Annotated in this window: 19 protein-coding genes and 2 tRNA genes; 4 read left to right on the forward strand and 17 right to left on the reverse strand. The window is 74.2% G+C overall.

From position 1 onward, the window contains the following. Positions 1-196: 196 nt before the first annotated feature. Entirely contained in the window at positions 197-1,666 is a 1,470-nt protein-coding gene (gene glmU / locus ABT093_RS00085) for a bifunctional UDP-N-acetylglucosamine diphosphorylase/glucosamine-1-phosphate N-acetyltransferase GlmU (RefSeq protein WP_350557917.1), read from the reverse strand. Between the two features lie 172 nt (positions 1,667-1,838). Next, positions 1,839-1,912, reverse strand: a tRNA-Gln gene (locus ABT093_RS00090). A 244-nt stretch (positions 1,913-2,156) separates the two neighbouring features. Here ABT093_RS00090 and ABT093_RS00095 point away from each other — a divergent pair. After that, the gene (locus tag ABT093_RS00095; protein ID WP_350557920.1) at positions 2,157-3,206 is read left to right on the forward strand and encodes an acyl-CoA desaturase; all 1,050 of its coding nucleotides are present in this window, start codon (positions 2,157-2,159) and stop codon (positions 3,204-3,206) included. 173 nt (positions 3,207-3,379) lie between these two features. After that, the gene (locus ABT093_RS00100; protein WP_350559156.1) at positions 3,380-3,982 is read left to right on the forward strand and encodes a TetR family transcriptional regulator; all 603 of its coding nucleotides are present in this window, start codon (positions 3,380-3,382) and stop codon (positions 3,980-3,982) included. Between the two features lie 13 nt (positions 3,983-3,995). Here the strand turns inward: ABT093_RS00100 and ABT093_RS00105 are convergent, their stop codons facing one another. Continuing rightward, positions 3,996-4,790 (reverse strand): methyltransferase domain-containing protein, encoded by a 795-nt coding sequence (locus tag ABT093_RS00105; protein WP_350557923.1) that lies wholly within the window; start codon positions 4,788-4,790, stop codon positions 3,996-3,998. A gap of 110 nt (positions 4,791-4,900) precedes the next feature. Between ABT093_RS00105 and ABT093_RS00110 the strand changes: the two genes are divergently transcribed. Continuing rightward, the gene (locus ABT093_RS00110) at positions 4,901-5,395 is read left to right on the forward strand and encodes a MarR family winged helix-turn-helix transcriptional regulator (RefSeq protein ID WP_320435994.1); all 495 of its coding nucleotides are present in this window, start codon (positions 4,901-4,903) and stop codon (positions 5,393-5,395) included. A 40-nt stretch (positions 5,396-5,435) separates the two neighbouring features. Here the strand turns inward: ABT093_RS00110 and ABT093_RS00115 are convergent, their stop codons facing one another. The 9 genes from ABT093_RS00115 to ABT093_RS00155 form a co-directional block, all read right to left on the reverse strand. Then, a complete protein-coding gene (locus ABT093_RS00115; protein WP_350557926.1) occupies positions 5,436-7,070 on the reverse strand; it encodes a polysaccharide biosynthesis protein in 1,635 nt (544 codons plus the stop codon). An 88-nt stretch (positions 7,071-7,158) separates the two neighbouring features. Next, positions 7,159-8,139, reverse strand: a complete 981-nt coding sequence (locus tag ABT093_RS00120; protein ID WP_350557929.1) for a response regulator — start codon at positions 8,137-8,139, stop codon at positions 7,159-7,161. 310 nt (positions 8,140-8,449) lie between these two features. After that, positions 8,450-9,415, reverse strand: a complete 966-nt coding sequence (gene galE, locus ABT093_RS00125) for a UDP-glucose 4-epimerase GalE (RefSeq protein ID WP_350559159.1) — start codon at positions 9,413-9,415, stop codon at positions 8,450-8,452. A 211-nt stretch (positions 9,416-9,626) separates the two neighbouring features. Beyond that, entirely contained in the window at positions 9,627-10,295 is a 669-nt protein-coding gene (locus ABT093_RS00130) for a LuxR C-terminal-related transcriptional regulator (protein ID WP_350557932.1), read from the reverse strand. 180 nt (positions 10,296-10,475) lie between these two features. Continuing rightward, a tRNA-Thr gene (locus ABT093_RS00135) sits at positions 10,476-10,548 on the reverse strand. A gap of 67 nt (positions 10,549-10,615) precedes the next feature. Next, entirely contained in the window at positions 10,616-11,962 is a 1,347-nt protein-coding gene (locus ABT093_RS00140) for an MFS transporter (RefSeq protein WP_350557935.1), read from the reverse strand. Between the two features lie 179 nt (positions 11,963-12,141). Further along, complete coding sequence (gene mycP, locus ABT093_RS00145) at positions 12,142-13,530, reverse strand: type VII secretion-associated serine protease mycosin (protein ID WP_350557938.1); 1,389 nt, start codon at positions 13,528-13,530, stop codon at positions 12,142-12,144. A 66-nt stretch (positions 13,531-13,596) separates the two neighbouring features. Further along, a complete protein-coding gene (locus ABT093_RS00150; RefSeq protein ID WP_350557941.1) occupies positions 13,597-15,276 on the reverse strand; it encodes a WXG100 family type VII secretion target in 1,680 nt (559 codons plus the stop codon). 43 nt (positions 15,277-15,319) lie between these two features. Next, positions 15,320-15,844: a DUF2563 family protein gene (locus ABT093_RS00155; RefSeq protein WP_350557944.1), complete on the reverse strand. Its 525-nt coding sequence runs from the start codon at positions 15,842-15,844 to the stop codon at positions 15,320-15,322. Between the two features lie 421 nt (positions 15,845-16,265). On the opposite strand from ABT093_RS00155, the gene ABT093_RS00160 reads away from it, so the two are divergent. Further along, positions 16,266-18,176 carry an FUSC family protein gene (locus ABT093_RS00160; protein WP_350557947.1) on the forward strand — a complete coding sequence of 637 codons (1,911 nt, stop codon included), beginning with the start codon at positions 16,266-16,268 and terminating at the stop codon, positions 18,174-18,176. Positions 18,177-18,244: 68 nt separating this feature from the next. Here the strand turns inward: ABT093_RS00160 and ABT093_RS00165 are convergent, their stop codons facing one another. From ABT093_RS00165 to metG, 5 genes are all read right to left on the reverse strand, one after another. Continuing rightward, positions 18,245-20,086 carry an ABC-F family ATP-binding cassette domain-containing protein gene (locus tag ABT093_RS00165; RefSeq protein ID WP_350557950.1) on the reverse strand — a complete coding sequence of 614 codons (1,842 nt, stop codon included), beginning with the start codon at positions 20,084-20,086 and terminating at the stop codon, positions 18,245-18,247. A gap of 136 nt (positions 20,087-20,222) precedes the next feature. Then, positions 20,223-21,158, reverse strand: coding sequence for a 4-(cytidine 5'-diphospho)-2-C-methyl-D-erythritol kinase (locus ABT093_RS00170; RefSeq protein ID WP_350557953.1), 936 nt, complete (start codon positions 21,156-21,158; stop codon positions 20,223-20,225). 10 nt (positions 21,159-21,168) lie between these two features. After that, positions 21,169-22,065, reverse strand: coding sequence for a 16S rRNA (adenine(1518)-N(6)/adenine(1519)-N(6))-dimethyltransferase RsmA (gene rsmA, locus ABT093_RS00175; protein WP_350557956.1), 897 nt, complete (start codon positions 22,063-22,065; stop codon positions 21,169-21,171). A gap of 62 nt (positions 22,066-22,127) precedes the next feature. Further along, the gene (locus ABT093_RS00180; RefSeq protein ID WP_350557959.1) at positions 22,128-23,006 is read right to left on the reverse strand and encodes a TatD family hydrolase; all 879 of its coding nucleotides are present in this window, start codon (positions 23,004-23,006) and stop codon (positions 22,128-22,130) included. 41 nt (positions 23,007-23,047) lie between these two features. Next, positions 23,048-24,667: a methionine--tRNA ligase gene (gene metG / locus ABT093_RS00185; RefSeq protein WP_350557962.1), complete on the reverse strand. Its 1,620-nt coding sequence runs from the start codon at positions 24,665-24,667 to the stop codon at positions 23,048-23,050. Positions 24,668-24,692 lie beyond the last annotated feature (25 nt).

The following is a 24,692-nucleotide window of genomic DNA, read 5'->3' on the forward strand; positions in this document are numbered from 1 at the left end:
TCTCCTCGCGTTGCTGACGCCGATCCCGACCGCACCGCGGGCAGGCGTCCGCCAGCCGGCGAGAGGGGTCGGGGGGAATTGTCGGTACGCCTGGACACGGGCGGTAGGCCCAATGGCGCACGTATGACCCCAAGGTTACGCGCCCGCGCGCGAACCGTCCGCCCCGGGACCGACCACCGGGCCTCCGCCCGCCCGCTCAGGCGTTCGGGTCGGCCGACGCGTCGCGCTCCGTCGCGGCCTGCGCGGCCTGCGCCGACGAGCTCCCCGGGCGCTTGCGCTGGACCCAGCCGGCGATGTTCCGCTGCTGGGCGCGGCCGACCCCGAGCGAACCGGCCGGCACGTCGCTGGTGATCACCGAACCGGCCGCGGTGTAGGCGCCGTCACCGACGGTCACCGGCGCGATGAACATGTTGTCGGATCCGGTACGGCAGTGCGCACCGATCACGGTGCGGTGCTTGTTGACGCCGTCGTAGTTCACGGTCACCGAGGCGGCGCCGACGTTGCTGCCCTCGCCGATCGTGGCGTCGCCGATGTAGGAGAGGTGCGGCACCTTGGCGCCCTCGCCCAGCTCCGAGTTCTTCACCTCGACGTAGGTGCCGACCTTGGCCTTGCGGGCCAGCCGGGTGCCCGGCCGCAGGTACGCGTACGGGCCGGCGGTGGCGAGCTCGCCGACCTCGGCGCCGTCCGCCGTGGTGTTGCTCACACGCGCCCCGGCGCCGATCCGGGTGTCCTTGACCGTCGAGTTCGGGCCCACCTCGCAGCCCTCGCCCAGGTGGGTGGCGCCCTGCAGCTGGGTGTTGGGCAGCACCACCGCGTCCGGCTCGTAGGAGACCTGGACGTCGAACCAGGTGGTCGCCGGGTCCACCACGGTCACGCCGGCCCGCATCGCCCGCTCCAGCAGCCGGTCGTTCAGCAGCCGGCGGGCGTGCGCGAGCTGCACCCGGTCGTTGATGCCGAGGATGTCCCGGTAGTCGGCGGCGACCACGGCGCCCACCCGGTGTCCGGCCCGGCGCAGGATCTCCAGGGTGTCGGTCAGGTACTCCTCGCCCTGCGCGTTGTCCGTGGTGACCTCGGCGAGCGCGCCGACCAGCAGCTTGGCGTCGAAGGCGAAGACCCCGGAGTTGATCTCGGCGATCGCCCGCTGGACGTCCGAGGCGTCCTTCTCCTCGACGATCGCGGCGACCGCGCCGTCCGCCTCGTCGCGCAGGATCCGCCCGTAGCCGAACGGATCCGGGACCACCGCGGTCAGCACGGTGACGCCGTTGCCCTGCTCGGCGTGCGCGCCGGCCAGCGCGCTCAGCGTCCCCCCGGTCAGCAGCGGCGCGTCGCCGGTGGTGACGATCACCGTGCCGTCCAGGTCGATCCCGTCGGCCGCCAGCGCCTCCAGCGCGGTGCGCACCGCGTGTCCGGTGCCGTTCTGCTCCTCCTGGACCACCGCGCGGGCGCCCGGGTGAAGCGCCGCCAGGTGCTCGGCCACCTTCTCCCGCATGTGGCCGATCACCACGACCAGCTGGTCCGGCGTCAACTCCTCGGCCGCCGCCACCGCGTGGCCGACCAGCGACCGCCCGCACACCTCGTGCAGCACCTTCGGAAGGCTGTTCGACTTCATCCTGGTCCCGCCACCGGCGGCGAGCACGACAACGGCGGCAGGCGAATTGGCACTCACGGGGGGAGGCTCCTCATTCGGTTACACGGGGAGGGCAGAGCGGCCAGCAACGGGACCCGCACGTCGGCGCCCTGGCCGCTTCGAGGATAGTGCGCGGAGCATGTCGGCTCCCGCGGGCCCGGCAACCGTCGCCCGGCCGCCGCGCACCGGCCCGGGCCGACCGGCCCGCAGATGGCTCCCGGAGGAGGATTCGAACCCCCATAAGCTGGACCAAAACCAGCTGTCCTGCCCTTAGACGATCCGGGACCGGCGCGTCCGCTCCCGTCCCCGGGAACGCGCCTCGCCAAGACTACGGGGTATGGGCCGTCACATCTACCTCCTCGCCCCGGCCCAGCGGGGCCCCCGCCGCGATCCGGATGTCATCCATCCAGTCGGGTGAATTCACTCAAGCGCCGCCCGGCGGCGTATTCCCTCGGCGGCGGAGCGCAACCTACGATTCCGTAGGTTACGGAAACGTAGCCTCCGTCCTCTCCCCCTCAAAGGGACGCCCATGACCATCCAGGCCGGCGAGGCGCACGCCGACTCCGCGCACCCCCTCGACCCCTCCGCCCCCGGACCCGACGCCCCCGACCCGACCGACGCCGACCCGGCCGCCCCCACCGCTCCCCCGGACACCGGGACCGAGCCGCGGCTGCTCTCCGCCACCCGCGGCGGGGAGCGGCAGGGCGCCGCCGAGCAGATCGCGCTCGCGCTGTTCATCGCCGTGCCCTTCGCCGCCCTGCTCGCCGCCGTCCCGGTGGCCTGGGGCTGGGGGCTCGGCTGGACCGACGTCGCGATCGCCACCGTCATGTACTTCCTCAGCTGCCACGGGATCACCGTCGGCTACCACCGCTACTTCACCCACGGCGCCTTCAAGGCCAACCGCCCGCTGCGGCTCGCCCTCGCGGTGGCCGGATCGCTGGCGATCGAGGGGCCGCTGGTGCGCTGGGTGGCCGACCACCGCAAGCACCACCGGTTCAGCGACAAGGACGGCGACCCGCACTCGCCCTGGCGCTACGGCGAAAGCGTCCCCGCCCTGCTCAAGGGCCTGTGGTGGGCCCACATGGGCTGGCTCTTCGACGAGGAGCAGACTCCGCAGCTCACGTACGCGCCGGACCTCGTCCGCGACCCGGCCATAAGGCGGATCTCCCGGCTGTTCTGGCTCTGGACCGCCCTGTCGATGCTGCTGCCGCCGCTGGTCGGCGGGCTCGTCACGCTCTCCTGGCAGGGCGCGCTGTCCGCCTTCTTCTGGGGCTCGCTGGTCCGGGTGGCGCTGCTGCACCACGTCACCTGGTCGATCAACTCGATCTGCCACGCGGTCGGCCGCCGGCCGTTCCGCTCCCGGGACCGCTCCGGCAACGTCTGGTGGCTGGCCGTGCTCTCCTGCGGCGAGTCCTGGCACAACCTGCACCACGCCGACCCCACCTCGGCCCGGCACGGCGTCCTGCGCGGCCAGATCGACTCCTCGGCCCGGCTGATCCGCTGGTTCGAGCTGGCGGGCTGGGTGCGGGACGTCCGCTGGCCGGACGCGCAGCGGATCGCCGCCCGCCGCGCCGCATGAGGGCGCACCTGCAGCATGATGTAGGGGTGAACGGGAGCAGCGCAGACAGCACAGGCGGCCACCAGAGCACGCGGACGGACGCCGCGCCCGGTCCGGCGCAGGCCCGTCCGCGTGCCGAGGCCGGGCCGGACGGCGCTGCGCCGACGCCGCGCCGGCGGGGCGGCCGGGTGCGGATGACCGGCAAGCAGCGCCGGGAGCAGCTGCTGGAGATCGGCCGCACGGTGTTCGCCGAGCGCGGCTACGACGGCACCTCGGTGGAGGAGATCGCCGAGCGGGCCGGGGTGTCCAAGCCGGTGGTGTACGAGCACTTCGGCGGCAAGGAGGGGCTGTACGCGGTGGTGGTCGACCGCGAGATGCAGCTGCTGCTCGACATGGTGACGGGGGCGCTGACCGGGGGGCACTCGCGCGAGCTGCTGGAACAGGCGGCGTTCGCGCTGATGGACTACATCGACACCTCGACGGACGGCTTCCGGATCCTGGTCCGGGACTCCCCGGTGGCCCAGTCGACGGGCACCTTCGCCTCGCTGATCAGCGACATCGCGACCCAGGTGGAGGACATCCTCGGCCTGGAGTTCAAGGCCCGGGGCTTCGACGCGCGCCTCGCCCCGATGTACTCGCAGATGCTGGTGGGCATGGTCGCGCTGACCGGCCAGTGGTGGCTGGAGGTGCGCAAGCCGGACAAGGCCGAGGTGGCCGCCCACCTGGTGAACCTGGCCTGGCACGGCCTGGAGGGGATGGAGCGGCACCCCAAGCTGGTCGGCGAGCGCAAGGCCTGAGCCCCGCCAGGACCTACGGCCGCTTCACGCCGACGGCGAAGATCCGGCGGAACGGGAAGACGGTGCCGTGCGGCCCCGCCGGGTAGGCCTCGCGCAGCAGCGCGCCGTACTCGGCGAGGAAGGCCGCCCGCTCGGCCCCGTCGCCGAGCCGGGTGAGGACGGGCCGCAGGGCGGTGCCCTTGACCCACTCCAGCACCGGGTCCGGGCCGGTGAGCAGCGTGCTGTAGGTGGTCTCCCAGACGTCGGCGGTGCAGCCCGCGCCCGCGAGCGCGTCCAGGTACGCGCCGGGCTCGTGGACGCCGGACCGGGTGGCCTCCGCGCCGAGCGCGGCCCGCCAGCGGGGGCTCCGGCGCAGTTCGGCGAGCACCGTGTGGCTGGGCGAGCCGAAGTTGCCGGGCACCTGGAAGGCGATCACCCCGCCCGGCCTCAGCGCCCGCGCCCAGCGCGGCAGCAGATCGATGTGCCCCGGAATCCACTGCAGGGTCGCGTTGGAGACGACGGCGTCCGGGGCCGCCTCCGCCGGGTCGTAGTCGGCGGCGTCGGCGAGCAGGTAGTCGGCGGTCGGCTCGCCCTCGGTGCGGGCGGTGGCGAGCATCTCGGCGGAGCTGTCGATCCCGGTGATCCGGGCGGCGGGCCAGCGCTCGCGCAGGACGGCGGTGGAGTTGCCGGGCCCGCAGCCGATGTCGAGGACGGTCGGGGCGGGTTCCCGGGGCACGGCGGGGACCCGGGCGAGCAGGTCGCGCAGCGGACGGGTCCGTTCGTCAGCGAAGCGCAGGTACTGCTCGGGGCCCCAGACGGGCGCGGTCATGATCGGCCTCACAAGTATCTCGACATCAAGATATCCATGTCAGCTTCGGGAATGGATTTCTCGATGTCAAGAGACTTCACATCGACACAACCCCCGATACACTGATCGTCATGGAGGACGAGGTCGATCGGCTGGTCGCAGCATGGCGCAGAGAGCGCCCCGACCTCGACGTGGAACCGCTCGAAGTGCTCAGCCGGGTCAGCCGGCTCGCCCGGCACCTCGACCGCGCCCGCCGGACCGCCTTCGCCGAGCACGGGCTCGAGCCCTGGGAGTTCGACGTGCTGACCGCCCTGCGGCGGGCCGGCTCCCCGTACCAGCTCTCCCCCGGCCAGCTGCTCACCCAGACCCTGGTCACCTCCGGCACCATGACCAACCGGATCGACCGGCTCACCGGCAAGGGCCTGGTCAAACGGCTGCCCGACCCGGACGACCGGCGCGGCGTCCTCGTCCGGCTCACCGACGACGGGCGCGACCGCGCCGACCAGGCGCTCGCCGGGCTGCTCGCGCACGAGCGCGAGCTGCTCGCCCAGCTGACCTCCGCCCAGCAGGGCGAGCTCGCCGGCCTGCTGCGGCAGTTGGTCGCGCCCTTCGACAACATCCCGTGAGCGCGCCGGCCGCCCCGGAGGCCGTCCGGGTACGGCGTGCTCAGAAGCCGTCCGGGTACGGCGTGCTCAGCGCGGGCACCGGGGCGGGGGCCGGCTCCGGCGTCCGGTAGCCCGGCAGCAGCTCGGCCAGCCGGCGGCGCACCTCGTCGTCGCTGTTCACCGCCGCCGCCCGGTACAGCCCGGTCAGCCCGCCGGCCAGGTCCTCCGGCCCGGCCGCGGTGTCCGCGACGGTGGCGTAGATCCGCGCGTGCTCGGTCGCCAGCCGCTCCTCGCCCTCCGAGAACAGCGCCTCGTTGAGCTTCTCCCCGGCCCGCAGCCCGGTGTAGCGGATCTCCACCTCGTCCCTGGCCAGCTGCACCTGCTCGGCGAAGTTGTGCACCAGGTCGACGATCCGCACCGGCTCGCCCATGTCCAGCACGAACACCTCGCCGCCGCGCGCCATCCGGCCGGACTCCAGCACCAGGCCGACGGCCTCCTCGATGGTCATGAAGAACCGCGTGACGTCGGGGTGGGTGACCGTCACCGGGCCGCCGCTGCGCAGCTGCTCGGCCAGCACCGAGAGCAGCGAGCCGCGCGATCCCAGCACGTTGCCGAACCGCACCGCGGAGAACACCCCGGTGCCCAGGTTGCGGGCGTCCCGGGCGTTCGCCTGGACGATCAGCTCGGCCAGCCGCTTGCTCGCGCCGAGCACCGAGGTCGGGTCGGCCGCCTTGTCGGTGGAGATCAGCACGAACCGCTCGACGCCGGTGGCCAGCGCCGCCTCCACCAGGTGGTCGGTGCCCAGCACGTTGGACTTCACCGCCTCGCTGGGGTGGCGCTCCAGCAGCGGCAGGTGCTTGTGGGCGGCGGCGTGGAAGACCACCTCGGGCTTGAGGTCGCGGAAGATCTGCTGGATCCGCGGCCGGTCCCGGATGTCGGCGATCACCAGCGACTCGTCGGTGAGCAGCGCCTCGCCCCAGATCTCCAGCTGCAGCCGGTGCAGGTTGGACTCGTCGTGGTCGAGCATGTAGAGCGCGCTGGGGCCGAACGCGTGCACCTGGCGGCAGAGTTCGCTGCCGATCGAGCCGCCGGCACCGGTCACCAGCACCCGCCGGCCCTCGATCACGTCCCGGACGTCGGCGGAGACCACGTGCACCTCGTGCCGGCCGATCAGCCGGTTGACGTCCAGGCTGCGCATGTCGGAGCCGACCACCTCGCGGCGCAGCGCGGCGAGGAAGGACGGCAGGTAGCGGACGGCGGCGCCGGCCGCGGCGGCGGCGGTGGCCAGCGCGCGGACGCGCTGCGGGGCGAGCCCGGGGATGGCCAGCGCGACGACCTGGGCGCGGTGCTGGACGGCCAGCGCGGTCAGGTCGGCCAGCGTGCCGAGGACGGGGACGGCGTCCACCGCCTGACCGGCCTTGGCCGGGTCGTCGTCGAGCAGGCCGATCGGGGCGAGGCCGAACTCCGGGGTCCGGCCGAGGTCGCGCACCAGCGCGGTGCCGGCCGCCCCGGCACCGACCACCAGGGTGCGCAGCCCCGTCGGCGGTGCGGCGGGGCTGCCGGAGGCGGGATCGGACGGACCGGACGGTGTGTCCGGGCGGGCGCCGGCGCCCGGGGCGCTCGCGGTGTCCTTCGCGCCCTCGTTCGCGCCCTGCGGGGCCGTGTGCGGGCGTGCGGGAGTGCTGTGCGGCGACATCTGTCCTCCGGAGTTCCCTGACCTGACGGACCTGAGTCGGCGCCGGGAGAGGACCCGGGCCGGTACCTGGGTGTGACGGACGGGCGGATCAGCCGGCGCCGGGAGAGGTGGTCGTGGCGACGGACGGCGGTGCGGGGGGAGCCGCGAGTTCGGACGGGCTGACGCCCGCCCGGCGGGCCACCGCGACGGCGGCCAGGGTGGAGTGCACCCCGAGCTTGCCGAGGACGTTCTGCATGTGCGTGCGGACGGTGTGCGGGGAGAGGTAGAGCCGCTCGGCGACGGCCTGCCGGCCGAGGCCCGCGACCATGCAGCGCAGGATCTGCTTCTCCCGCGGGGTGAGCGTGTCGACCAGGCGCTCGCTCTCGGTGCGGTCCCGGCGGGCCGTGGTGAGTTCGCGGATCACGCCGGTGAGCAGCGCGGGCGGCAGATGGGTCTCGTCGCGCAGCACGCCGCGGATCACCGCCAGCAGGCGGGCCAGCGAACTCTCCTTGGCCACCCAGCCGGTGGCGCCGGCGTGCAGGGCGCGGGCGGCTCGCTGCGGGTCGTCGGCGGTGGCCAGGACGATCGCCCGCAGGCCGGGGTGGTGGCGGCGGATCCGGGCCAGCAGGGTGATGCCGTCGGGAACCGGAGCGGTGGGCGCCGCCGGGGGCGGCGGGGCGGTGGACGGGGTCGCCGTCACGGAGTGCGGTTCGGCCGGGCGCGCGGCGGCCGGGTGGCGGGCCGCGCCGCCGGGGGCACCCGCGGTGCCGGCGGCCGGGAGCGCCGGGGGGCGGCGGGGCGAGGGAACGGTCGGAGACGGACGGCGGCGCAGCGCGTCGGGCGGGTCGGCACCCGGCTGGCGGGGCTTGCGCGCGATCGCGGATCCGCCCTCGGCCCCGCCGAGGTCGGCGTCCACCAGCACGACGTCGAACGCCCGTCCCTCGGTGGCCGCGCGCTCCAGCGCGCGCTCCGCGGCGGCCGCGCTGCCCGCCGCACCGACCTCGACGTCGGGCTCGGCGGCGAGCGCCGCGGCCAGTGCCTCGGCGAAGATCCGGTGGTCGTCGACCACCAGGACGCGGATCCGCCCCATCGTCACTTCCCCCCTGCTCAGCTCCGGCCCGCGTCCGGGACGGCGCCCCACGTCCCGCCACCGCCGTCCGGGCGCTCCTGCGCCGATCGCCTCCCGGATGCCCGGAGGCGCCGAGGTGCCGGCCCCCACCGGTACCGGAATCAGCGTACGGGGTGGGCCCGGGCTCGGTGGGGGTTTGGTGAAGTTTCGTCAGGAGGTGCGAAATTGGCGTGACTTGGTGCCTCCTGACCGCACCGGGGGTGGCCGGAGGAACAGCGAGCGCCGCCCCGTCGGGACGGGGCGGCGCTCGGCGGGTACCGGACCGGCGGGCCTACAGGCCGTTCTTCTCCAGCGTGAACTTCCAGGCGTCGGCGACGATGTCGTCCAGGTTCGGACGGCGCGGGGTCCAGCCCAGCGCCTGGTGGGCGCGCTCGGCGGAGGCCACCAGCACGGCCGGGTCGCCGGCGCGGCGGCCGGAGACCACCACCGGGATCTCCCGGCCGGTCACGCGCTTGACCGACTCGATCACCTCGCGGACCGAGAAGCCGCTGCCGTTGCCCAGGTTGCAGATCAGGTGCTCTCCCGGCTCGGCGGCGGCCAGCGCCAGCAGGTGCGCGTCGGCCAGGTCCGCGACGTGGATGTAGTCGCGGATGCAGGTGCCGTCCGGGGTCGGGTAGTCGTCGCCGTACACCGCGATGTGCTCGCGCTGGCCCAGCGCCGCCTGGAACACCAGCGGAATCAGGTGCGACTCGGGGTCGTGCCGCTCGCCGTACACCCCGTACGCGCCGGCCACGTTGAAGTAGCGCAGCGAGACCGCGGCCAGGCCGTGGGCGACGGCCTCGCTGGTGATCAGGTGGTCGACGGCCAGCTTGGTGGCACCGTAGGTGTTGGTCGGCGCGGTGCGGGCCGTCTCGGCGATCGGCACCGACTCCGGCTCGCCGTAGGTGGCGGCGGTCGAGGAGAACACCAGCTTGCGCACGCCCGCCGCGCGCATCGCGCTGATCAGCTCCAGCGAGCCGGCCACGTTGTTGCGCCAGTACTTCTCCGGGTCCGCGACGGACTCGCCGACCTGCGAGGAGGCGGCGAAGTGCAGCACACCGTCGAAGGAGCCGTCCAGCACCTTGCCGGCCTCCTGGATCCGGCCCTCGACGAACTCGGCACCGGCCGGCACGCCCTCGCGGAAACCGGTCGAGAGGTCGTCCAGGACGGTCACCTGGTGCCCCGCCTCCAGCAGGTGGGCGGCGACCACACTGCCGACATAGCCGGCGCCACCCGTGACCAGGTACTTACTCATGATGCGACCTCCAGCGGGCGATGGGCCGCCCTCGGCGGACCATCGGGGACGTACGTACGACTGCGGCCTATTCTCCCTGGCCTCCGGGGGTGCTTCGAACCACCCCGGGGGCCGTCCGCGCCCCGTTCCCGGCCCGCCCGCGGCCCGCTCCGGCGGCGTCCACCGGCCGGTCCGCCGCCGGTCGCCCGCCCTTCGCCCGACCGCCGCCCACCCGTCAGCCGCGCGCCATCCGCTCCAGCAGGCCGGTGCGCGCCGCCACCGCCGCAGCCTCCAGCCGGGTCCGCGCGCCGAGCTTCATCAGCACCCGCTGGACGTGCGTGCGGGCGGTGCTCGCCGCGATCCGCATCCCCGCCGCGATCGCCGCGGTGTCCTCACCGTCGGCGATCCGCGCCAGCACCTGGACCTCCCGCCGGGTCAGCAGCCGCAGCAGCCGCAGCGCCTCGTCGTCCGGCTCCGCCGCCGGCCTCAGCAACTGGTCGAACGCGCCCCGCAGCACCTCCACCGCGACCGCCGCCTCCCCCGCCCGGGCCCGCGCGATCGCCCGCTCGACCACCTCGATCCGCTCGTCGCTCGGTACGTACCCGGCCGCACCCGAGGCGAACGCCCCTGCCACGCCCCGCAGTTCACCGACCGGCCCGAGCACGATGACGGCCACCTCGGGCCGCTCCCGGCGGATCCGCCGCAGGCCGTCGAAGGCCCCCGGCTCCCCCGGCGCGGCCACCCCCAGCAGGCACACCTCCGGCCGCCGGCCCGCCACCAGATCGGCCGCCGACGAGGCCGGCGACCCCACCGCGAGCACCCGGTGACCACGCAGTTGGAGCGCGGTGGCCAACGCCTCGGCCAGCAGCCGGTGGTCGTCGACCACGACGAGGCGAACACCCATGAGACCCTCCAGGTCGGCGTCCCGCCCGCAGCCCCGCCCGGCTGGGGAAGGCGGCCGATGACGCACCATCACAGCGCATTCCGTACCCGACCTGCCAGACCGTCTCATCGGACCGTCTCACCACCCGACCGTGCGGGCACAACGAAAAGGACCCCCGCCCGAAGGCGGGGGTCCTGACCGAGCCCCCATGCGGAATCGAACCGCAGACCTTCTCCTTACCATGGAGACGCTCTACCGACTGAGCTATAGGGGCCTGTTCCCTGTTCTCGCTCCCCTGCTTCGCGTTTCCGCTCCGCCCGTTCGCTCGAACAAGGAAGACCTTACACGGCCGGGGGGCCGATTGGGAAATCGGTCCCGGCGGTCCGGCCGCGCGGCACAGCGGCGCCCGCGCCCGCCCCCGCGAGGTCCGTTCCGCTGGTCTCCGGCAGCAGGCGCAGACAGAACAGCGCCACCACGCCCCACACCGCCAGGTACCAGCCGACCGGCTCCGCCGTCCCGTACGCCTCGGTCAGCCTGGTCGCGATCAGCGGCGTGGTCGCCCCGCCCACCACCCCGCCCAGGTTGTACGTCAGCGCCGCCCCCGTGTACCGCACCCGGGTCGGGAACAGCTCCGGCAGGAACGCCGCCAGCGGCCCCAGCAGGCACCCCAGCACCACCATCGCGCCGGCCAGCGCCAGGAACATCAGCCCCCGCCGCTCCGTCTCCAGCAGCGGGAACAGCACCAGCCCCCACACCACCGCCAGCCCCGTCGCCCCCTGCAGCGTCCGCCGCCGGCCCCACCCGTCGCTGCGCCGCGCGCTCAGCCACACCGTCACCGCCTTGCCCGCCGCACCGGCCAGCAGCATCGACAGCACCACCGTGCTCGGCACGCCCAGCCCGGTCGTCGCGTACGCCAGGGCGTAGGTGGTGGTCAGGTAGAACAGCGCGTACCCCACCGTGATCGCCCCGCAGCCCACCAGCACCGTCCGCCAGTGCCCGCGCAGCACCTCCACCACCGGTGCCCGCTCGGCCCCGGTCCGCTCCTCGCCCCGGAACAGCGGCGTCTCCTCCAGCCGCAGCCGCACGAACAGCCCCACCACCACCAGCGCCAGCGACGCCAGGAACGGCACCCGCCAGCCCCAGGACCGGAACGCCCCCTCGTCCAGCCCGAGTTGCAGCGCCAGGAACACCCCGTTGGCCAGCACGAACCCGGTCGTCGGCCCCAGCTGCAGATACGCCCCGTACCGCCCCCGCCGCCCCGCCGGCGCGTTCTCCGCCACCAGCAGCGCCGCACCGCCCCACTCCCCGCCCAGCCCCACCCCCTGGCACACCCGCAGCACCACCAGCACCACCGGCGCCCACCACCCCCACGCCGCGAATCCCGGCAGCACCCCCACCGCCGCCGTCGACAGCCCCATCAGCAGCAGCGACACCACCAGCGTCGTCTTCCGCCCCAGCCGGTCCCCGAAGTGCCCGAACGCCACCGCCCCCAGCGGCCGCGCCAGGAACGCCACCGCGTACACCGAGAACGCCGCCAACAGCGCTCCCACCGTGCCCAGTTCGGGAAAGAACACGTCCCCGAAGACCAGCGCCGCCGCCGTCCCGTAGATGAAGAAGTCGTAGAACTCGATCGCCGTACCGATCAGCGCCGCCGCAGCGGCCCGCCGCATCTGCCCCGTCGCACCCATGCCCCCAACCCTGGCGACCCCACCCCACCCCTGACAGCACCCACCCGAGTGACACCCGCGCGCCGCCCCACTCCCTACGCCCCCCTACGCCTCCACACCACCCCACCCACCCCGGCCACCACCAGCAGTCCCGTTCCCCGCCTCCGTCGAGCCGGCGGCGCGACGGAGGCGGAGTCGGATCACCTGGTGTACGGGTTGTCGCTCGGCGGAGTCGGCGGCCCGTACGACGGCGGCGGCACCGGCACCGGCTGCTGCACCGGCACCGGCCGTCGCCTCCGCACCAGCAGGACGACCACCCCGGCCACCACCAGCAGCCCCACACCCACGGCCACCCCGATGACCAGCCCGTTCCCCGATCCGGAGGCCTTCTCCTCCTTCTCCTGCTGCGGCAGCGGCGCGACAGAGGCCGAAGCGGACGGCACCGAGGGGATAGCGGGAGCCGTTGCCGACGGCGTCGCCGTGGGGGCGGCGGAAGCAGTCGGCGCGGGCTGCCCGACCGGCTGCTCCTGGATCGGGTACACATCGGCCGGCCCCGGATCCCCGGGCTCGGTCAGAGCCACCCTCGGCCGGACGATGCCGTACCCGATGATGTCATTCCGGTTGGACCCGTCCGTCGGCTTTCCAGCGGTGTTGATCAGGACGCGGGCAATCTGGTTGGCGCTCCAGTCCGGGTGGACGGACCACAGAAGTGCGGCTGATGCGGAGACAATCGCCGTGGCATTCGACGTACCGTGCCCCTTGCAGTAGCCGGACGGCTTCGTGCAAGCGTTGTAGATCTCGATTCCCGGCGCCGTGAGATCCACCTGCGGACCCTGCTCCGACTCCTCTGTGACCGTACCGTTCCGGTCCACGGCCCCGACGCCGATGACCCCGGGCGACGCCGCCGGATACTCGACCGGGTTGCCACTCTGCGCCGAGTTGCCGACGCCAGCCAAGATCAGCGCGCCCTTGGCGGCCGCGTGATCGACTGCTGCCTTCAGATCGGCCAGATCCTGCGCCGACATCAAGGAGGCCGGCATTGCCTGCGAGATGTTGATGACCTTCGCGCCCTGGTCTGCGGCATAGACGATGCCCTGGCCGATCTGCTTCAGGAACTCCGAGGCGGTTACACCCGTGGCATTGTCGTTGTTCCGGATCTTGATCGGCAGCACCTTGGCCCCAGGGGCCACCCCGTAGGCGCCTCCCCCTCCCATCCCCTTGCCGGAACCAACGATCAGCGCGGCCATCTCCGTCCCGTGGCTCTCGGAGAACGACCCGACACCGCCGGGGAGCCCGCTGAAGTCCTTACCTGGCAGCAACTGCCCTTCGAGGTCCGGGTGATCGAACTTGAAGCCGCTGTCGATCACAGCAACCGTCACGCCCTGCCCCTTGCTGATCTTCCAGAACTCTGACGCCTTCATCGCATCGAGGTGCCACTGGTTCTCGCGGATCGACTCCGCTGCGGCCGGCATCGCCGCAGGGCCGGCGACCACCCCCGCAGCCAGCAACATCGCGGCGAACCCCCGCCCGCGCACCCGTCCGATAGTCCGCCGCATCACTGCTCCCTCGTCACTTTCCCCGTCGGGCACGGGCACCGCTCCGCGCAGGACTGCCCGGCCACCGGGTGGGCCCAGTGGCCGGGCAGTCGTTCCGGACTACTCAATCACGCCCGGGTTGCTCTTCGGAGTACCGCTGGTCCAGGTCTCCTCGTCCTCGTGCAGGTAGTCGGCCCGGCGGCGGCGCTCACGCTCGCGCCGCTCCCCCGAGCCGCCCATCATGCCCGGGCCCATCATGCCGTTCTGGCCCGGCCGGGCCGCGCCCTCGGCGGCCGCCGCCCCGGCCGCGGCCGCCCGGTTGCGCAGTCCGCTGCCGCCCGGGGTGAACTCCCCGCCGGCCACCGGTCCCTTCGCCCCGCCGACCACACCGCCGACGGTCGAGCTGTACCCCCGGCCGCGCGAACCGCCGACCGCGCCACCGCCGTGGCCACCGCCACCCGGATGCATCGCGCCGCCCGGACCGCCGAAGCCGCCCCCGCCACCGGGCCCACCGGCCCGGCCCTGGGCGGCCTCGCGCGCCCCGAAGACGTTCCCGCCGTTGACCGGGCCGCCCGGGCCACCGCTCTTCGCCGGCGTGTTCCCGCCACCGAAGGGGCCGGTCCGGGCCAGGGGAACGGGGCCACCGCCGCCACCCTTCAGCGGCACGGTTCCCCCGGTGAACGGGCCGGTGCCGCCCATCGGGATCGGCCCGCCGCCGGGGAAGGGGCCCGGCCCCCCGCCCGGAGTACCGGGTTGCCCGGGGCCGCCGCCCTGGGGGAACGGCGACACGGGTCCACCGCCGTTCGGCCCCACCGGACCGGTCTGCCCGGGCAGCGTCGGCACCGACGGCAGACCGTCCAGCCCGGTGCTGGGCCGGTCCCCGGGGAACGTGGCCGGTGGAGTCCCCACCCCGGGCGTGCTCGGATCGCCCGGCAGCGGCACCGAACCCGGACCACCGCGCGGCGGGATCGGCGTACCGTGGCCCGGGGCCTGCGGCCCGTCCGGCACCGACGTCCGCGGACGCACCGTCACAGAGCCGCCACCACCGCCGTATCCACCATCGCCGGTCGGGGTGTAACTCCCGCCGCTGCGTCCGATACCCCCACTCGGGGCTCGACCCGAACCGCCGGATCCGGTCTGGCCGCCCCCGCCGACCCAGACCTCGTCGCCACTGCCGACGCCTCCCTTGTCCCCAGCCGTCCCCGGCAGCTCGGGCAGCTTGAGCCCGTTCAGCTTGGCGGTCGCCGCATCGTACGCCTGGCCCAGCTTCTCCATCTGGTGGATGGCTTCCTGGTGCGCGGTGTCCACCCGCTTCTGCGCCGCCGCGGCCTCCGCGTAGGAGACCCAGGTCGGGTCCTCCTTCTTCATGATCGCGTCGGTCATCGCCGTCGGGTTGCCGATCCCGGCGATGCTCACGGGCGAAGGCTTCAGGCACGGCTGCGCGGCGTGCCGCTTCACCGTGTCAATGTCCTTGCTCGGCACCTCCGGCACACCGGTCTTGGCCCCGCTCAGCGCCTCACCGGCCTGGACCATCGCCTCACCGGCACCCTTGGAGTACTCGCTGATCATGGCCGCCGACTTGTTCAGGTCGCCGGCCCACGTCTTGAAGTTCTCGGCCGCCGGCCCCTCCCACTGGATCTGGCCGACGTGGGCGGCCAGCGCCCGGCTGAGGTCGTCCAGGACCCGTCCGGCGTCCTTGAGCTGGTTGCCGCGGCTGGTCACCTTGGCCGGATCGCTACTGGCGACCATTCCCTTGAGCCGGGGGTGTTCGATCCCCTCGAAGTTCGTTCCGCCTGCCATCAGTTGCTCCCCGTTCCGACGAAGCGAGCACGCACGCCGATCATCAGTACTTGCCAGTCGCCGCCGGCAACCCGCCGGTTCCGCCGTCCGCGTTCTTCGCGACCGCGTTGACCGCCGCCGTCTGGTGCTCCTCGTTGCTGCCGTAGCTGCCCGCCGTCTGCGCGACCGCCTGGCTCATCTTGTCGATCTGCTCCGCGAAGGCCTTCGAGAGCTGCGAGATCGCCGCGTGGGTCCGGTCGTACGCGGCCATCAGCTCCGTGGACTCCTGGAACCCGGTGCCGAGGTTGCCCGCGGTCAGCTTCTGTTCCTTGATCTTGTGCTGCGCGGCCTCGGAGCCCTCCAGCGAGGCCAGGAGCGCGTCGACCTTCTTCTTGAACGTGGTCAGCGTGTCGAGCTCGATCTTGACGTTCTTGGAGCCGAACGCCGCCACCAGCGCCGTGGCGCTGACGTCGACCTGGGCCTGGCCGACCACACGACCGACCCAACTGTTGTCGAGCGTCCACGGCTTCACCTCGCCGTTGGGGCCTTCGGCCCAGCCCGCGCCGCCCGGTCCAGCCTCGCCTGACACAGCAATCCACCTCTCCCCCGTGCGCGGCGCGCCCCGCAGGTCGCCGCAGCGCGACACACCGTCAACTACTCGGTCCTACAGCATGCTCCAACAGGGCGGACGACTTCGGGGTGTGGGCCCCGGGCCGTCCCGCCCGGCGAAACCGTCCACTCCTCGGGACGGACGGTGCCTCGTTCATCGTAGCCACCGCCTCCGTCGGACGGGCAGGGCCCATGGCCCGCTTGTACGCGATCGGTACGAACTTGACACGTGCTCCCCGGCGGAGGCCGGCGAGGGGCCGGTAGAATGGCCCGGTCCGGTTTGCGCCGGACGCGTCCTCATCTGCCGCGCAGCGTCGCACAGCAGCGACCCCGGCCGCCCCTGCCCGCCCGGTCCAGTACCGCCCCGGGCCCGGCGGCCCCGCCGCGGATCGGATGGTCCCGTGAGCCGCAACCCCGCCCCGGACGCCCCCTGGTGGGCGCGTGCCGCGCGCCCGGCGCGGCCGGTGCCGCCCGTCGCCCCGATGGTGCGGGCCGCGCTCGCGATGGCGGTGGCGCTGGCCGCCGGGGTGCTGGTGCACCGGGTGGACCTGGGGGTGTTCGCCGGGCTGGGCGCGATGCACGCCACCATGAACGACCGGGTCGAGCCGGTGCGGCTGCGGGCGAGGCGGATCGCCACCGCCGTGTCCGCCTCGGCGCTGGGGATGCTGCTGGGCACCACCCTCCAGCACCTCCAGGCCGGCGCGCTCGCCCTGGGCGCGGCGCTCACCGTGACGGCGTTCGTCTCCGGGGCGTTGAGCGCGACGGGGCCGCGCGGTTCGGCGGCGGGCCTGCTGCTGCTCGTCTCCGCCGCGCTCGGCAGCGGCATGCCGCTGCCGCACCCGTGGTGGGCGGCGGCACCGATGATGCCGGCGGGCGCCGCGCTGGTCCTGCTGCTCGGCCTGCCGCCGTACGGCCGCCGAACACCCCGCGCCGACCCCGTCGCCCGGGCGCTCGCCGCCGCGTACGACGCGCTCGGCCGGATGCTCGCCGATCTGGGGACGCCGCGGGGCGCGGCCTCCCGCCAGGTGCTGACCGCCCGTCTGAACCAGCTCCAGGACGTGCTTCCGCCGCCCCGCCACCCCCACCCCGGCCAGCCGGTGTACCGGGCCGCGCTGGCCGCGACCGAGGCCGCCACCGGACTGCTCTGGGCCTGGCGCCCGGTGCCGCCCGAGGTCGCCGCCGTCCCCGGCCGGCTGGCCCGGGCGGTGGAGCGCGGCGGCGGCGAGGTGGCGGTGCCCGGCTGGGCGCCGGACACGCCGTCCCGGCGGGCCCTGGACGCGGCGCTGCGCGCGGCCGCCGACACCGTGGCGGGCAGGGAGGCGGTGCTCGGCACGGCGCCGGTCCCGCCGCCGGACCCGTGGCGGCTGCGGGTGCGACTGGTGTCGCCCGGCGCGGCCCGGTACGGGGCCCGGCTCGCGCTGTGCATCGCGGTCGGCGCGGCGGTGACGGCCGCGCTGCCGCTGAGCAAGGACTACTGGGTGCCGATGACGATCGCCTTCGTGCTGAAGCCGGACCTCGGCTCGGTGTTCCTGCGCGCGGTGAGCCGCTCGGTCGGGACGGTGCTGGGGGTGGCGGTCACGGCGGCGGTGCTGGCCCCGGCCGTCGGCCCGTGGGCGCTGGTGGCGATCGCCGCGCTCTGCGTGGCCCTGCTGCCGTACGCGACGGCGGCGCACTACGGGCTGAACACCGTCGTGATGACGCCGATGGCACTGGTCCTGCTGCAACTGGGCGGTCAGGACGGGGCCGCCGAGTTCCGGCCGCGGGTGCTGGACACCGTGCTGGCCAGCGCGATCGTGCTGCTGTTCGGCTACCTGCTCTGGCCCGAGCGGCCGCGGCACCGCATCGAGCCGCGCCTGCTGACGGCGACGACGGCGCTCAGGGCCTACCTCGGCTCGGTGGCCCAGCGGGACAGCCCCGAGCCGCACGCCGAGGTGTGGCTGCGCCGCACCGCCTACCGCGCCCTGGCCGACGCCCGCGCGGAGGTGGAGCAGGGCCTGGCCGAGCCGCCGCCGGCCGGCCGGCTTGCCGCCGAGTGGCTTCCGGCCACCGCCGCCCTGGAGCGGCTGAGCGGCGCGGTGGCCGCGTTCGCGGCGCAGCGCCGCTACGGCGGACGGGTGCCGGACCAGGCGGAGGTGGAGCGGGTCGGCCGGGCGCTGGACGAGCTGGCGGCCGCGGCCCGCGCGCACCGTCCGCCGACCCGGGCGGCGGCGCGCCCGACCCGCCCGCACGACCCGACGCGCAGCGCGCTGGGCCGTGCGGCGGACGAGCTGGACACCCTCCTCGCCGGCACCCGCGGCGGAACCCGCCCCTGACGAACGGGCGATCGACGAACGGGCGATCGACGAACGGACGGCGGACGGCGGACGGCGGACGGACCAGGTCAGACCTGCTCGGCCAGCTCCAGCCAGCTCATCTCCAGCTCCTCCTTCTCCTCCCGCACCGCCCGCAGCTGCCCGTCCAGCTCGGCGACCTTGGAGAAGTCGGCGGCGTGCTCGGCGAGCTGGGCGTGCAGCTTGGACTCCTTCTCGTCCAGCTTGGCGATCTGCCGCTCCAGCTTCTGCATCTCCTTCTTGGCCGCCCGCAGGTCCCCGCCGGACAGCGCGGGCGCCCCGGCCTCGGCGTCGGCCGCCGGCGCCGCCGCACCGGAGACGGCGGCAGCGGCCGACGCGGCCGAGGCGGCGGCCGCGGCCATCGCGGTGCGCCGCTCCAGGTACTCGTCGACGCCGTTCGGCAGCATCCGCATCCGCCGGTCGCCGAGCAGCGCGTACGTCACGTCCGTGGTCCGCTCGATGAAGAAGCGGTCGTGGCTGATGACGACCATCGAGCCGGGCCAGCCGTCGAGCAGGTCCTCCAGCTGGTTGAGCGTCTCGATGTCGAGGTCGTTGGTGGGCTCGTCGAGGAACAGCACGTTGGGCTCGTCCATCAGCAGCCGCAGCAGCTGGAGCCGGCGCCGCTCGCCGCCGGACAGGTCGCCGACCGGCGTCCACTGCTTGTCCTTGCCGAAGCCGAACTGCTCGCAGAGCTGGCCGGCGCTCATCTCCCGGCCCTTGCCGAGGTCGACCCGGGAGCGGACCTGCTCGACGGCCTGGAGCACCCGGGTGGCCGGGTCGAGCTCGGCCACCTCCTGCGAGAGGTACGCGAGGCGCACCGTCTTGCCGACCTTGACGACCCCGGACGCGGGCTGGACGTCGCCCTCCGAGGCGTACGCGTCGCGCAGCGCGCGCAGCAGCGAGGTCTTGCCGGCGCCGTTGACGCCGAGCAGGCCGATCCGGTCGCCGGGGCCGAGCTGCCAGGTGACGTTCTCCAGCAGGAGCTTCGGGCCGGCCTTCACCGTGACGCCTTCGAGCTCGAAGACGGTCCGGCCCAGGCGCGCGTTGGCGAACTTCATCAGCTCGCTCTTGTCGCGCGGCTCGGGGACGTCGGCGATGAGCGCGTTGGCGGCCTCGATCCGGTAGCGCGGCTTGGAGGTGCGGGCCGGAGCGCCGCGGCGCAGCCAGGCGAGCTCCTTGCGGGCGAGGTTCTGGCGCTTCTGCTCCTCGGTGGCCTCGATCCGGGAGCGCTCGGCACGCGCGAAGACGTAGTCGGAGTAGCCGCCCTCGTACTCGTGCACCGAGCCGTGCTGGACGTCCCACATCCGGGTGCAGACCTGGTCGAGGAACCAGCGGTCGTGGGTGACGCAGACGAGCGCGGAGCGGCGGTTCTGGAGGTGCCGGGCGAGCCAGGCGATGCCCTCGACGTCGAGGTGGTTGGTGGGCTCGTCGAGCACGATCAGGTCGGGCGAGCCGAGCAGCAGCTTGGCGAGGGCGATCCGGCGGCGCTCACCACCGGAGAGCGGGCCGATGACGGTGTCCAGGCCGTCGGGGAAGCCGGGCAGGTCGAGGCCGCCGAAGAGGCCCTCGATGATGTCGCGGATGCGGGCGTCGCCGAGCCACTCGTGGTCGGCCCGGTCGGCGATGACCTCGTGCCGGATGGTGGCGGCCGGGTCCAGCGAGTCGTGCTGGGTGAGCACGGCCATCTCCACCCCGCCGGCGTGGGTGATCCGGCCTCCGTCGGGATCCTCCAGCTTGGCGAGCATCCGGATCAGGGTGGTCTTGCCGTCGCCGTTGCGTCCGACGACACCGATCCGGTCCCCCTCGCTGACGCCGAGGCTGACTCCGTCCAGAAGGGCGCGGGTGCCGTAGACCTTCGTGACGGACTCGATGGTGGCGAGGTTGACGGCCACGTGTGCTGCGCTCCTGGGTTCGACGGTCCGGGCTCGGGCGGAGCCCGGAGCCTCCCAGCCTAGTGGGCCCGCCCCTGCTCCCGGCGCGCTCGGCCGGTCGGCCCGGAGGGCCGCCGCACCCCGGCCACCGGAGCCGCTACGCCCCGGACAGCACCGCCGCGCCGGGCACCGGCCCGTACGTGGCGTGCGCCGCCCGGCAGGTGCCGGAGGCGCGCAGCGCCGCGGCGACCGCCTCGGCGGCGTCGGCGTCCTTGGCCAGGAAGGCGCAGGTGGGCCCGGAGCCGGAGACCAGCGCCCCGAGCGCGCCGGCCGAGGTGCCGGCCCGCAGCGTGTCGGCCAGGGCGGGCCGCAGCGACAGGGCGGCCGGCTGGAGGTCGTTGGCGAGCGCGGCGGCCAGCGCGACGGCGTCGCCGCCGGCGAGGGCGGCGAGCAGGGCGGGGTCGGCGTCGGGGGTGGGCACCTCGGTGTCGCCGGAGCCGGTGCCGGCCTCCTCGCGCAGGCGGTCGCACTCGCGGAACACGGCGGGGGTGGACAGGCCGCCGTCGGCGACGGCGAAGACCCAGTGGTAGCTGCCGGCGACGGGCAGCGGCTCCAGGATCTCGCCCCGGCCGCGGCCCAGGGCGACGCCGCCGACCAGCGCGAACGGCACGTCCGAGCCGAGTTCGGCGGCCAGCTCCAGCAGCACCTCGGCGGGGGTGTCGAGCCCCCACAGGGCGTCGCAGGCGACCAGTGCCGCCGCGCCGTCGGCGCTGCCGCCGGCCATGCCGCCGGCCACCGGGATGGCCTTGGCGATGCGCAGGTGGACGTCGGGCCCGGCGAGGCCGTGGCGGGCGGCGAGCAGCCGGGCGGCGCGGGCGGCGAGGTTGCTGCCGTCCAGCGGGACGGCGTCGGCGTCCGGTCCGGTGCAGTCGAGCGTGACGCCCGTGCCGGGCTCGCCCGCCGTCGCCGTCACCTCGTCGCCGAGGGCGACCGCGAAGAAGACGTTGGCGAGGTCGTGGAAGCCGTCGGCGCGCAGCCCGCCGACCCCGAGCTGGACGTTGACCTTGGCGGGCACGCGGACCGTGACGCTCACTGGAAGACCCTTACTCCGGCTTGTGCTCGGCGATGGCGGCGAACTGCTCGACGGTGAGCATCTCACCGCGCAGCTTGTGGTCGATCCCGGCGGCGGCGAGCGCCTGCTCGGCCCCGGCGGCGGAGCCGGCCCAGCCGGTCAGCGCGGCCCGCAGGGTCTTGCGGCGCTGGGCGAAGGCGGCGTCGACGACCGCGAACACCTCGTCGCGGCTCGCGGTGGTCTCCGGCGGCTCGCGGCGGACCAGCGAGACCAGCCCGGAGTCCACGTTGGGGGCGGGCCAGAAGACGTTGCGGCCGATGGCCCCGGCCCGCTTCACGTCGGCGTACCAGTTGGCCTTGACCGAGGGGACGCCGTACACCTTGTTGCCGGGCTTGGCGGCGAGCCGGTCGGCGACCTCGCTCTGCACCATGACCAGGGTGCGCTCGATGCTGGGGAAGGTGGCGAGCATGTGCAGCAGCACCGGCACGGCCACGTTGTAGGGCAGGTTGGCGACCAGCGCGGTCGGCGCCGGCCCGGGCAGCTCGGTGACCAGCATGGCGTCGCTGAACACCAGGTCGAACGCCCCGGCCTTCCCGGGCATCCGGGCGGCGACGGTGTCCGGCAGGTGCCGCGCCAGCACCGGGTCGATCTCCACGGCGGTGACGTGCCGGGCGACCTCCAGCAGCGCGAGCGTCAGCGACCCGAGCCCGGGCCCGACCTCGACCACCGCGTCCTGGCCGGTCACCTCCGCGGCCCGGACGATCCGCCGCACGGTGTTGCCGTCGATGACGAAGTTCTGCCCGCGCTGCTTGGTCGGCTTCACGCCGAACGCGTCCGCGAGCGCCCGGATGTCCGCGCCGCCGAGCAAGGGGGTCCCCCCGGCCGAAGGCTGGGGGTGGCTGTCAGGGGTGGGATCGGTGGTGCTCACCCGCCAAGGATACGGGCGCCCGCCCGGCGCGGCCGACGCCCGAGCGGTCCGGCCGCCCCGGCTCAGTACCCGAACGCCCGGGCCGTGTTCTCCGCGATCGCCGTGGCCAGCTCGTCCTCGTGCAGGCCCAGGGTGTCCGCCATCGAGCGGACGGTGACCGGGATCAGGTACGGGGCGTTGGGGCGCCCGCGGTAGGGGTGCGGGGTGAGGAAGGGGGCGTCGGTCTCGACCAGGATCCGGTCGAGCGGGGTGGCGGTGAGGGCGTCGCGCAGCGGCTGATTGGCCTTGAAGGTGACCGGACCGGCGAAGGAGAGGTACCAGCCGTGCTCGGCGCAGACCTTGGCCATCTCGGCGTCGCCGGAGTAGCAGTGGAAGACGGTCCGCTCGGGGGCGCCCTCCTCCAGCAGGACGGCGATGACGTCCTCGTGGGCGTCCCGGTCGTGGATCACCAGGGCCTTGCCGTACCGCTTGGCCATCGCGATGTGGCGGCGGAACGACTCCTTCTGGATCTCCACCCCCTCCGGCCCGGTGCGGAAGTAGTCGAGGCCGGTCTCGCCGACCGCGACGACCTGCGGCAGCGCCGCGAGCGCGGCTATCTCGGCCAGCGCCGCGTCGAGCGCGGCCTGTCCGCCGGGCTCCCGCCGCTGTCCGGACCAGCCGTCCGGGTCGCCGAGGAAGATCCGCGGCGCCTCGTTGGGGTGCAGGGCGACGGCGGCGTGCACCTGCTCGAACCGGGCCGCCAGCTCGGCGGCCCAGCGCGAGCCCGGCACGTCGCAGCCGACCTGGACGACGGTGGCCACCCCGACCGAGGCGGCCTTGGCCAGGCCCTCCTCGGGGGTGCCGGACTGCATGTCCAGATGGGTGTGCGAGTCGGCGACCGCCACCGCCAGCGGGGCGGGCAGCGGCGGCGGGGTGGCCCGGTCGTCGTCCTTCTTCGGCATCAGTCGTCCCTCTGCGGCGTCGGTCTCGTCGGTCCGCGGCCTCAGGAGGCCGGCTTCTCCTCGAGGCGCGGGAACAGGATCTCGCCCTTGGTGACGGTGGCACCGGCGGGCAGCCGGCCCCACTGCGCGGCCTCGGCGACGGTCTGCGCGGCGAGCGCGCCCAGGCCCGCCTCGGCGCCGAGCGAGACCCAGAGCTTCTCGGCGGTGCCCGGCATCACCGGGTTGAGCAGCACGGCGGTGGCCCGCAGCGACTCGGCCGCGGTGTAGAGGATGGTGGCCAGCCGGGCGCGGCCCTCGGCCGAGTCGTCCTTGGCGACCTTCCACGGCTCCTGCTCGGTGAGGTAGCCGTTGACCTGCTTGACGAAGTCGAAGACCGCCGCGAGCCCGCCCGCGAAGTCCAGCTCCTCGCCGATCTTCCGGTCGGCGGCCGCGACCGCCGCCGCGAGGCCCTCCACGACGGCCCGCTCGGCCTCGCCGGGCGCCGCCGCGGCCGGCAGCACGCCGTCGAAGTACTTGCCGACCATGGCCGCCACCCGGGAGGCGAGGTTGCCGAAGTCGTTGGCCAGCTCGGAGGTGTACCGGGCGGTGAAGTCCTCCCAGGAGAACGAGCCGTCGGTGCCGAACGGGATCGCCCGCAGGAAGTAGTAGCGGTACGCGTCCACGCCGAAGTGCGAGGTCAGGTCGGTGGGCGCGATGCCGGTCAGGTTGGACTTGGACATCTTCTCGCCGCCGACCATCAGCCAGCCGTTGGCGACGACCCGCTTCGGCAGCGGCAGGCCCGCGGCCATCAGCATCGCCGGCCAGATCACCGCGTGGAAGCGCAGGATGTCCTTGCCGACCAGGTGCACCGACGCCGGCCACAGCTCGGCGAACCGCTCCGGGTCGGCGCCGTAGCCGGCCGCGGTGATGTAGTTCTGCAGCGCGTCCACCCACACGTACAGGACGTGCTTCTCGTCCCAGGGCAGCGGGACGCCCCAGTCGAAGGTGGAGCGGGAGATGGAGAGGTCCTGCAGGCCCTGCTCGACGAAGCGCAGCACCTCGTTGCGGGCCGACTCGGGGGCGATGAAGCCGGGGTTGTCGGCGTAGAACTCCAGCAGCTTCGGGCCGTACGCGGAGAGCCGGAAGAAGTAGTTCTCCTCCTCCAGCCACTCGACCGGCTTCTTGTGGATCGGGCAGAGCTTCTCGCCCTCGGTGGCGCCGTCGAGCAGCTCGGCGGGGAGCTTGTACTCCTCGCAGCCGACGCAGTACGGGCCGGAGTAGCCGCCCTTGTAGATCTCGCCCTTTTCGTAGAGGTCCTGGACGAACTCCTGCACCCGGGCGGTGTGCCGCTCCTGGGTGGTGCGGACGAAGTCGTCGTTGGCGATCTCCAGGTGCTGCCAGAGCGGCTTCCAGGCCTCCTCGACCAGCTTGTCGCACCACTCCTGCGGGGTGACGCCGTTGGCCTCGGCGGTGCGCAGGATCTTCTGACCGTGCTCGTCGGTGCCGGTCAGGTACCACACCTTCTCGCCGCGCTGGCGGTGCCAGCGGGTCAGCACGTCGCCCGCCACGGTGGTGTACGCGTGGCCGAGGTGGGGGCGGTCGTTGACGTAGTAGATCGGGGTGGTGACGTAGTACGCGGGGACGGTGCCCCCGGTGGTGCTGTGCTCTGCAGTGGCGGCCATGGTCCGAAGCTTAGTCGGGCCCGCG

The sequence above is a fragment of the Kitasatospora sp. NPDC002551 genome, from assembly GCF_040296005.1.
In the GTDB taxonomy this organism is placed as follows: Bacteria; Actinomycetota; Actinomycetes; order Streptomycetales; family Streptomycetaceae; genus Kitasatospora.

What these genes read in the sequence shown, in the direction of transcription:
- ABT093_RS00140 (WP_350557935.1), bottom strand. Translation starts at nt 11,962, where the DNA reads ATGGGTGCGACGGGGCAGATGCGGCGGGCCGCTGCGGCGGCGCTGATC.
- ABT093_RS00105 (WP_350557923.1), bottom strand. Translation starts at nt 4,790, where the DNA reads ATGACCGCGCCCGTCTGGGGCCCCGAGCAGTACCTGCGCTTCGCTGAC.
- ABT093_RS00150 (WP_350557941.1), bottom strand. Translation starts at nt 15,276, where the DNA reads ATGGCAGGCGGAACGAACTTCGAGGGGATCGAACACCCCCGGCTCAAG.
- ABT093_RS00180 (WP_350557959.1), bottom strand. Translation starts at nt 23,006, where the DNA reads ATGCCGAAGAAGGACGACGACCGGGCCACCCCGCCGCCGCTGCCCGCC.
- ABT093_RS00120 (WP_350557929.1), bottom strand. Translation starts at nt 8,139, where the DNA reads ATGGGGCGGATCCGCGTCCTGGTGGTCGACGACCACCGGATCTTCGCC.
- ABT093_RS00110 (WP_320435994.1), top strand. Translation starts at nt 4,901, where the DNA reads ATGGAGGACGAGGTCGATCGGCTGGTCGCAGCATGGCGCAGAGAGCGC.
- ABT093_RS00095 (WP_350557920.1), top strand. Translation starts at nt 2,157, where the DNA reads ATGACCATCCAGGCCGGCGAGGCGCACGCCGACTCCGCGCACCCCCTC.
- ABT093_RS00115 (WP_350557926.1), bottom strand. Translation starts at nt 7,070, where the DNA reads ATGTCGCCGCACAGCACTCCCGCACGCCCGCACACGGCCCCGCAGGGC.
- metG (WP_350557962.1), bottom strand. Translation starts at nt 24,667, where the DNA reads ATGGCCGCCACTGCAGAGCACAGCACCACCGGGGGCACCGTCCCCGCG.
- ABT093_RS00130 (WP_350557932.1), bottom strand. Translation starts at nt 10,295, where the DNA reads ATGGGTGTTCGCCTCGTCGTGGTCGACGACCACCGGCTGCTGGCCGAG.
- ABT093_RS00100 (WP_350559156.1), top strand. Translation starts at nt 3,380, where the DNA reads ATGACCGGCAAGCAGCGCCGGGAGCAGCTGCTGGAGATCGGCCGCACG.